Consider the following 7,877-nt stretch of genomic DNA (forward strand, 5'->3'; position numbering starts at 1 on the left):
TGGCCCGCACCTTCGACCGCATCGTCGGGCTGCTGACTGAGCGCGGCTTCATCCACGTTGCCGACGGTGAACCACAGATCACCGACGACGGGCGGCTGCTGGCCCGCATCTACAGCGAAAGTGACCTGTTGGTCGCCGAATGCCTGCGCACCGGCGTATGGAGCGGGCTGCGGGCCCCTGAGCTGGCGGCGGTGCTGTCGGCGGTGCTCTACGAGTCACGCGGCAACGACGGCCCGGGCCCGCCAGCCGGCGCCGAAGTCCCCACCGCGCCGTTACGCCGTGCGCTGTCTCGCACCCGCCGGCTATCGGAGGACTTACGCGCTGACGAACAGCGGCACCGGATCAGCTTGAGCCGCGAACCCGACGAGGGCTTCGTCACAGCCATCTACCGCTGGGCCAGCACCGGGAACCTGACCGCAGCGCTGTTCGCCGCCGACGAGTCGGGTGCGGGGGTGTCGGCGGGGGATTTCGTGCGGTGGTGCCGACAGGTGCTCGACCTGCTGGACCAGGTGCGCAAGGCCGCCCGCGAACCCGCGTTGCGGGCCACCGCCCAGCGCGCGATCGACGACGTCCGGCGCGGCGTCGTCGCAGTTGACGCGGGGTAGGCTGACGCCGAGCTACGGTTACAACCGGTGAAGCAGGACCAGGACTGAGAGGACCTAACACACGATGAGCGGACCGCAGGGATCCGACCCCACCCAGCCGTGGCAGCCGCCCGGCCAGGGGGAGAACCAGCAATCGACGGGCGGTGACCAGCCGACTGCGCAGGCCTCGTCGCCGTGGCAGCAACCCTCCGGGGAACAGTCGACTTGGCAACCGCCGGCGTACACGTCCTCGGAGTACCCGCAGTACCAGCAACCGACTGGCCAGGGCTACCCGCCATACCAGCAGACCATGCCCGGCTACCCGCAGGCTGAGCAATACGGCCAGCCGACCCAGTACGGCCAACCCGGCCAGTACGGGCAGCCGGGCCAGCCGGGCCAGTATGGGCAGCCGGGGCAATACGGCCAGCCGGGTCAGTATCCGCAGCAGCCGGGGCAGTACGGGCAGCCGGGCCAGTTCGGCCCACCTGGCCAGTACGGTCAACCGGGTCAGTATCCGGGCCAATACGGTCAATTCCCCGGCCAGTATGGCCCGCCGGGCGAACAGCGCCCGAAGCGCTCCACTGCGGTAATCGGCACTGTCATCGGGGTGTTCGCCGCGATCGTGGTCGCGGTCGTGCTGATACTCGGCTTCTGGGCGCCCGGATTCTTCGTCACCACCAAGCTGGACATCAACAAGGCGCAAGCCGGAGTGCAGCAGATTCTCAGCGACGAGACCAACGGTTACGGCGCCAAGAACGTCAAAGACGTCAAGTGCAACAACGGCCAAAACCCGACCGTCAAAAAGGGCGCCAGCTTCGACTGCGACGTCAGCATCGACGGCACCAAGCGTCAGGTGACGGTGACCTTCCAGGACAACAAAGGCACGTACGAGGTCGGGCGCCCCAAGTAAGTCTTAGGGCAGTGAGTCCAACGCCTTTTGCAGCCGGGCGATCGGCGACCCGACCCCCAGCCGGGTCGCCATTTCCGCGGTGCGCCGAGGATGGGCGGCTGCCAGCGGCAGGGCATCGGTCCGCGTCGACAACTTGACGGGCGCATCGGTGGCCACCCGCACCACCGGGCCGGCGGCCTCGATGTAGTCCGCGGCCTTGCGAAGCTTTGCCCGAACACCTTTGGGCACCGACGATTTCGGGTCCTCGGCGGCGGTCAGGATCGCGGCCAGCGAGCCGTGTTGAGCCAACAACGTCGCGGCGGTCTTCTCACCGATGCCCGGCACGCCGGGAAGCCCGTCGGACGGGTCGCCGCGCAGCAGAGCCAGTTCGGCGTAGGCGGCGCCGGCCCGATCGGCGGGCAACCCGTAGCGTTCGGCCACCTCACGTGGACCCAGCAGCGTCGCCTTGGTCAACCCACGCGCCAGGTAGAGCACTCGGACCGGCACCGGATCGTCGGCGACGACCTGCAGCAGGTCGCGATCCCCGCTGACAACGACGACCGGGTCCCGGTGTTCCCGGGCCGCCAGTGTGCCGATGACGTCGTCGGCTTCGAAGCCCGGGGCACCGCCGGTGCAGATGCCAAACGCGTCGAGGATCTCCTCGATCATTTCCACTTGCGGGGTCAGCTCGTCGGGCACGTCCTCGACATCTTGGCCTTTCGGGTTTTCCTGTTCCACGCGGTGCGCCTTGTACGACGGGATGGCGTCCACCCGAAACTGCGGACGCCAGTCCAGATCCAGACACACCACCAACCGGCCCGGCCGCTGCTGGTTGATCACCACCGCCATCGCGTCCAGGAAGCCGCGCACCGCGTTCACCGGGCGCCCGTCAGGCGAGGTGATCGAGGACGGCACCCCGTAGAACGCTCGAAACCACATGCTGGCGCCGTCGAGCAGCAACAGGGGTGCGGGCATGCAGGTCACGTTAGCCTGAGGTCATGGGTTCGCGCCGATTCGACGCCGACATCTATGCCCGCCGGCTCTCCGCGGCGACGGCGGCGGCAGCCAAGGCTGGACTGGCCGGGCTGGTCATCACCCCTGGCTACGACCTGCAGTATCTGATCGGTTCACGGGCACAGACTTTCGAGCGGCTCACCGCGCTGGTGCTGCCGGCCTCCGGTGATCCCAGCGTGGTCGTGCCGCGGCTGGAGCTGGCCTCGCTCAAGGAATCTGCCGTGCCGGAACTGGGCCTGCCAGTGCGGGACTGGGTCGACGGCGAAAACCCCTACCGGGTGGTGGCCGACGCGCTGGGAGGAGCCAAAGCAGCAGTCGCCGAATCCATGCCCGCACTGCACCTGTTGCCACTCGCCGACGTCCTGGGCGTGACGCCGGTGTTGGCCACCGGTGTGCTGCGTGACTTGCGGATGGTCAAAGATGCGGCCGAGGTCGACATGCTACGCACGGCCGGGGAGGCCATCGACCGGGTACATGCTCGGGTGCCGGGGTTTCTGGCACCGGGGCGAACCGAAGCCCAGGTTGCCGCCGACATCGCGGAAGCAATTGTCGCCGAAGGCCATTCGGAGGTGGCGTTCATCATCGTCGGATCTGGTCCGCACAGCGCCGATCCGCACCACGAGTGCTCGGATCGCGAACTGCAGGCCGGTGACATCGTCGTCGTCGATATCGGTGGCGCCTGCGGGCCCGGCTACCACTCGGACTCGACGCGCACCTACAGCATCGGTGAACCGAATCCTGAAGTAGCCCAACAGTATTCAGTACTGCAACGCGCTCAGCGCACCGCTGTCCAGGCGGTGCGTCCGGGCGTGACCGCCGAGCAGGTGGACACCGCCGCCCGCGAGGTGCTGGCAGACGCGGACCTAAGCGAGTATTTCGTGCACCGCACCGGGCACGGCATCGGTTTGGCGGTACACGAAGAGCCCTACATCGTCGCCGGCAACCAGCTGCCGCTGGCCGCGGGCATGGCGTTTTCCGTCGAGCCCGGCATCTACTTCCCGGGCCGCTGGGGTGCGCGCATCGAAGACATCGTCGTCGTCACCGAGGATGGCGCGATGGCCGTCAACAACCGGCCACACGAGCTGATCGTCGTTCCCGTCTGATCGCCGGGTAGTCGATGGCGGCGACCCGCTGCGCCCGGCTCCGCCGAGCTTGCGATCCCGGGTAGTCGATGGCGGCGACCCGCTGCGCCCGGCTCCGCCGAGCTTGCGATCGCCGCTACGTTGGCGGTGTGTCGCTGTTGAACCTCACGCTGCTGCCACTTCGCATCGCACGTCATGTCGCCCAGGCCGTAGCTCACACCGTCACACCCACGCCTGCACCGCCCGCTGACCTGATTGTGGTCGACGGCATGCCCGAAGGTGTGCCGCCCGCGGCGCTGCGGGCGGAGCCGTCGCTGCCGAAGCCCGCCGAATGGCCGTTTGGCGAAGAGTTTCCGCGCACCTGCGGCACTGGCCGCATGGCCGGCGGTGCGCTGTTCTGGACGGATTTCCTCTATGACGATCACGGGGCCACCGGCTTGCCAATCGGTGATCTGAAGATCCAGGCGCCGCCGCGCGGCACCTACGTCTACCCGCAGGGGCCCGCGGCCGGTAACGGCGCCGACATCTTCCGGGTCGCGATCGGCCTGACCGACACCGACACCTGGTGGCGCATCGACTGGAACACGCTGGTGGAGCCGTCGGTGCCGATCGCGCTGTTCACCTTCGACACCGACGCAGCGAAGGCGGCTTCCGAGGCCTGGCCGGCCGGCGCAGGCATTCGCTCCGCGGGCATCGACTTGGCACTGTTGGTCTCCGGCAACGGCGCACGGCTCATCGACCTCACCACTCAAGCGACGACACCGGTCGAGCACAGCGTCGACATGCCATCGCGGTCGTTTCTGGCGCGGGTCCCGCGATCGGTCGTGGAACCCGTTGGCACCTGGACGGTTCGCCTGGCCGCCGGTTTGGCCAACGCGGCGGGCGACGGCTTCGCCGACGTCCCCGCCGAGCGGGGCGCGTTGCCAGGTCAACCCAACGTCTACAACATCACCTTCCGCACCAGCGAACAGGAGCCGCCCCACCTGAACTTCTGGTCGGACAAAGCCCAAGCTGCGGCGCTGACCGACGGCGACGTGTCGCAGTTTTCGGTCGCCGTCGCATGGGACCAGCTGGCGGCCCGCACGACCACCCCCGAGCCCGTCCTCACCGGCGCCTCCACCCGCTGGTACGTGTCCTCGGTCGAGCTGGGCCAAGGCCTCGCCGACACCGATATCCGCAGCGTGCTGAGCACCAAGCCGCTTTTCCTCGGGCGGGTCCAGCCCTACTCGATCTGCCTGCCGGCGACTTACGCGCCCGGCCGCAAGCTGCCGCTGACCCTGCTGCTGCACTCGCTTTCCCTCGGGCAAAGCCAATTTGCCGCGATCGACCCCCGGCTGCTGCACGAAGTGTGCGACGGCCGCGACTCCGTAGTGGTCACGCCGCTGGCTCGCGGCCCGTCCTGCTGGTATTTCGACGAGGGCGAACTCGACGTGTGGGAGGTGTGGGCGCGGGTGGCCGAACAGCTGGGCGCCGACCCTAACCGCACAGTGATCGCCGGCTACTCGATGGGCGGCTACGGCGCCTACAAGCTGGGGCTGGCTTACCCGGAAGTGTTCGCGCAGGCGGTCGTGCTCGCCGGCCCGCCCACGTGCGGGGTGCTTCTGCTGCCCGACATTGACATTCCCGCGGATCTGGACCCGGCATCGCACTGTGCCCGCGAGGGCGATACGTGGCGGCTGCTGGTGAACGCCCGCTGGCTTCCCTTCATCATCGCCCACGGCCTGCTCGACGAACTGGTGCCGTTCGCGTCGGCCGCCGAGCAGGCGCTCGAACTCGATCGGCTCGGCTACCGGTATCGGTTCACCGTCTACCCGCTGGAAGACCACATCGCGTTTGTGTTTCAGGACAAGTTCGACGACGCGGTCTCCCACATGGGCACGGGCCGGCGCCAATCCGACCCCGGCCACATCACGTTTGCGTGGTATCCACAGCTGGTACGCCCAGACCTGGGAATCGGGCCCCACCAGGTGTGGTGGCTCTCGCAGCTGACAGCCGACCCGCAAGTGGCGGCCACCCGCGGGGCAATCGCCGAAGTCGACGCACGCTCTTATGCCCGGCCGGACCCCGCGCATACCACCCGGCGACACCGCGGCTTCATCTTGCACTTCGACCCCACGCCCGGGCTGTACTCGGAGCTGACGTGGCTGCCCGGCGCACCCGCCGCGCCGCTGCCGTATCTGACCCTGCGTCTCACCGGTGTTGCCAGCCTGACCGTGGACGTAGCCCGAGCCGGGTTGGCGTCGCTGCCGTCGTCGACGATCGCGGTGGCAACCGACACCGCCAGCCAAATCACCCTGGCCGCCCTGCCAGCGGATGCCACTGTGCAGCTCGACGGTAAGCCGACCAGTGCCGTCGTGGCGGTGCCAGTGGGCCGGCATCAAATCACAGTGACCGTCTCCGATGCGCCGCGGCCTGCGCGGCTACGCTGATGCGATGATCGATCAAGACCGCGCAGCCGCCCGCCGTGACATCACCGACGCCTTGATCAAGGCGCTCGAACGCCGCCATGAGGTGTTGGACGCCATCGTGGACGCTGATGATCGACCCGCTGCGGTCGACGCGATCGTCGCCTTGCTCGGCACCTCCCGCCTCGGCGGCGAAGCGGTGATGTCGATGGCGTTTGACCAACTCACCAAGGACGCGCGGCGCCAGATCGCCGCCGAGCTCGACGACCTCAACAGCCAACTGAGTTTCACCCTCAACGAGCGGCCGGCCAGCGCGGGCGACACCCTGGAGCTGCGGCCGTTCGCCGGCGAGTCCGACCGCGACATCTTCGCCGCGCGGACCGCGAACATCGGGGCCTCGGGCGACGGATCCGGTGGGCCCGCCGGTGGTCTCGACGACGAGATCCGCTCGGCAATGGCACGGATCGACGCCGAAGAGGCCGCCTGGTTCGTCGCCGTCGACGGAACGCAGAAGGTCGGAATGGTCTTCGGCGAGCTGGCCGGCGGCGAGGTTCACGTCCGGATCTGGATCCATCCCGATTACCGACACCGCGGGTACGGCACCGCTGCGCTGGCTAAGTCGCGACCCGAAATGGCGCGCTATTTCCCCGCGGTACCGCTGGTGATCCGAGCGCCCGGCGCCACGCCCGTCTAACGCTCGCTAGGTATCGGCGCGCAGCCGAACCATCCGCGTCGTGCTGCTCTCGTCGAGCTCCACCAATTCACTGCGCGACCGCAGGAAGTCACTGAACGAGCGGAAACCCAGCGACTTTTCGCTAAACGACGGGTCCATCCGCTTCATTTGCGCCTTCACCGCAGAATTGTGCAGCCACTCCGCGTCGTCTTTTTCGTGACCCATCCGCAAAGCGCGCTCCAGTAACCCGGTAGCCGCGGCCTGTGGGTCAGGCGGCGGCGGCTCCTCGTCAGGCTCTTGTGCTGCCTTGGTGCGACGCGGACGTCGTGTCGGCGTCCCACCGTCTTTGGCCGATTCGGGAACGGGAACGCCCGGCAACGCGTCGTAGGTGACGAACTCGTCGCATGCGGCAGTCAGCGACCGGCTGGTCGAACCGGCTACACCAATCCCGACCACATAGCGGCCCAGCCGCTTACAGCGCTGGGCAAGCGCAATGTAGTCGGAGTCGCCCGCCACGATCACGACGTGGGTCAGGTCGGGCAACCGGAACATGTCTTCGACAGCATCCACCGCGAGCCGGATATCCGCGCCGTTTTTGCCGTACGCTGCCGCCGGAAACAGCTGCACCAAATCGACTGCGCGACCGACCAATTGGCCGCGATAGCTCGCGTTGACGTCAGCAGACCAGTCGGCATAGGCCTTGGTGAGCACTAGAGTTCCAAACGAGGAGGCGAAATCAATGATGGCTCCGACATCGACGGTCGCCTTCGCCAGCCGTTCGGGCTCCTTGTCGAATCCGCGCCCCTTGTCCCGCTGGAACGAGTTGCGGCCGTGAACCTGGTCATACCGCGACATCACGATGTTGTCGAAGTCGAGATAGACCGCGACGCGCGTCGCAGCAGGTTCCGTCATGGTCTAAGTCTGGCTCAGCGATCCCAGCTCGTAACGACTTTTCCGCCGGCAAGAGCTGGTCTGTGGCTCAGCCCTCGGTCCGCTCCAGCAGGTCGGCGGATCCCAGCACCCGCTCCACCTGCACCTCGATGACCACCCGTCGCGGGTTGGGCCGTGGGGTGCGGTACCGCTGGGCGTAGCGGAGCTCGGCGTCACGTACCGCGTCGATATCGCTGTTGACACTGGCCCGGCCCTCCAGTGACAGCCAGCGGGCGCCGTCGACCTGGCTGAGCACGGCGACCCCGCCGCGCTCGGCGTTGACCGCCTTCTGCGAACCGC

The 7,877-nt window shown here is 67.9% G+C and carries 6 protein-coding genes and 2 pseudogenes; 5 read left to right on the plus strand and 3 right to left on the minus strand.

Going from position 1 to position 7,877, the window contains the following annotated elements; genetic code table 11:
- Nucleotides 1-605: pseudogene (locus VFA16_RS11710) on the plus strand (DEAD/DEAH box helicase); the annotation flags it as partial.
- Nucleotides 606-669: 64 nt separating this feature from the next.
- Nucleotides 670-1,494, plus strand: a complete 825-nt coding sequence (locus VFA16_RS11715) for a DUF4333 domain-containing protein (protein WP_324967968.1) — start codon at nucleotides 670-672, stop codon at nucleotides 1,492-1,494.
- Between the two features lie 3 nt (nucleotides 1,495-1,497).
- On the opposite strand, the gene VFA16_RS11720 is transcribed toward VFA16_RS11715, so the two are convergent.
- A complete protein-coding gene (locus VFA16_RS11720) occupies nucleotides 1,498-2,448 on the minus strand; it encodes a 5'-3' exonuclease (RefSeq protein ID WP_324967969.1) in 951 nt (316 codons plus the stop codon).
- A 23-nt stretch (nucleotides 2,449-2,471) separates the two neighbouring features.
- Between VFA16_RS11720 and VFA16_RS11725 the strand changes: the two genes are divergently transcribed.
- The 3 genes from VFA16_RS11725 (at nucleotide 2,472) to VFA16_RS11735 (ending at nucleotide 6,668) form a co-directional block, all read left to right on the plus strand.
- A complete protein-coding gene (locus tag VFA16_RS11725) occupies nucleotides 2,472-3,590 on the plus strand; it encodes a Xaa-Pro peptidase family protein (protein ID WP_324967970.1) in 1,119 nt (372 codons plus the stop codon).
- A gap of 128 nt (nucleotides 3,591-3,718) precedes the next feature.
- Entirely contained in the window at nucleotides 3,719-5,998 is a 2,280-nt protein-coding gene (locus tag VFA16_RS11730) for an alpha/beta hydrolase-fold protein (protein WP_324967971.1), read from the plus strand.
- 4 nt (nucleotides 5,999-6,002) lie between these two features.
- The gene (locus tag VFA16_RS11735; RefSeq protein WP_324967972.1) at nucleotides 6,003-6,668 is read left to right on the plus strand and encodes a GNAT family N-acetyltransferase; all 666 of its coding nucleotides are present in this window, start codon (nucleotides 6,003-6,005) and stop codon (nucleotides 6,666-6,668) included.
- Between the two features lie 6 nt (nucleotides 6,669-6,674).
- Here VFA16_RS11735 and VFA16_RS11740 read toward each other — a convergent pair whose 3' ends face one another.
- Both VFA16_RS11740 and VFA16_RS11745 read right to left on the minus strand, forming a co-directional pair.
- Nucleotides 6,675-7,559, minus strand: a complete 885-nt coding sequence (locus tag VFA16_RS11740; protein WP_324967973.1) for an NYN domain-containing protein — start codon at nucleotides 7,557-7,559, stop codon at nucleotides 6,675-6,677.
- 67 nt (nucleotides 7,560-7,626) lie between these two features.
- A pseudogene (locus tag VFA16_RS11745) lies at nucleotides 7,627-7,877 on the minus strand (F420-dependent biliverdin reductase); the annotation flags it as partial.

The sequence above is a fragment of the Mycobacterium sp. genome, from assembly GCF_035653355.1.
Taxonomy (GTDB): Bacteria; Actinomycetota; Actinomycetes; order Mycobacteriales; family Mycobacteriaceae; genus Mycobacterium.

Excerpts from the sequence above, each read along its gene's own strand:
- VFA16_RS11740 (WP_324967973.1), bottom strand. The coding sequence starts at position 7,559 with ATGACGGAACCTGCTGCGACGCGCGTCGCGGTCTATCTCGACTTCGAC.
- VFA16_RS11735 (WP_324967972.1), top strand. The coding sequence starts at position 6,003 with ATGATCGATCAAGACCGCGCAGCCGCCCGCCGTGACATCACCGACGCC.
- VFA16_RS11720 (WP_324967969.1), bottom strand. The coding sequence starts at position 2,448 with ATGCCCGCACCCCTGTTGCTGCTCGACGGCGCCAGCATGTGGTTTCGA.
- VFA16_RS11725 (WP_324967970.1), top strand. The coding sequence starts at position 2,472 with ATGGGTTCGCGCCGATTCGACGCCGACATCTATGCCCGCCGGCTCTCC.
- VFA16_RS11715 (WP_324967968.1), top strand. The coding sequence starts at position 670 with ATGAGCGGACCGCAGGGATCCGACCCCACCCAGCCGTGGCAGCCGCCC.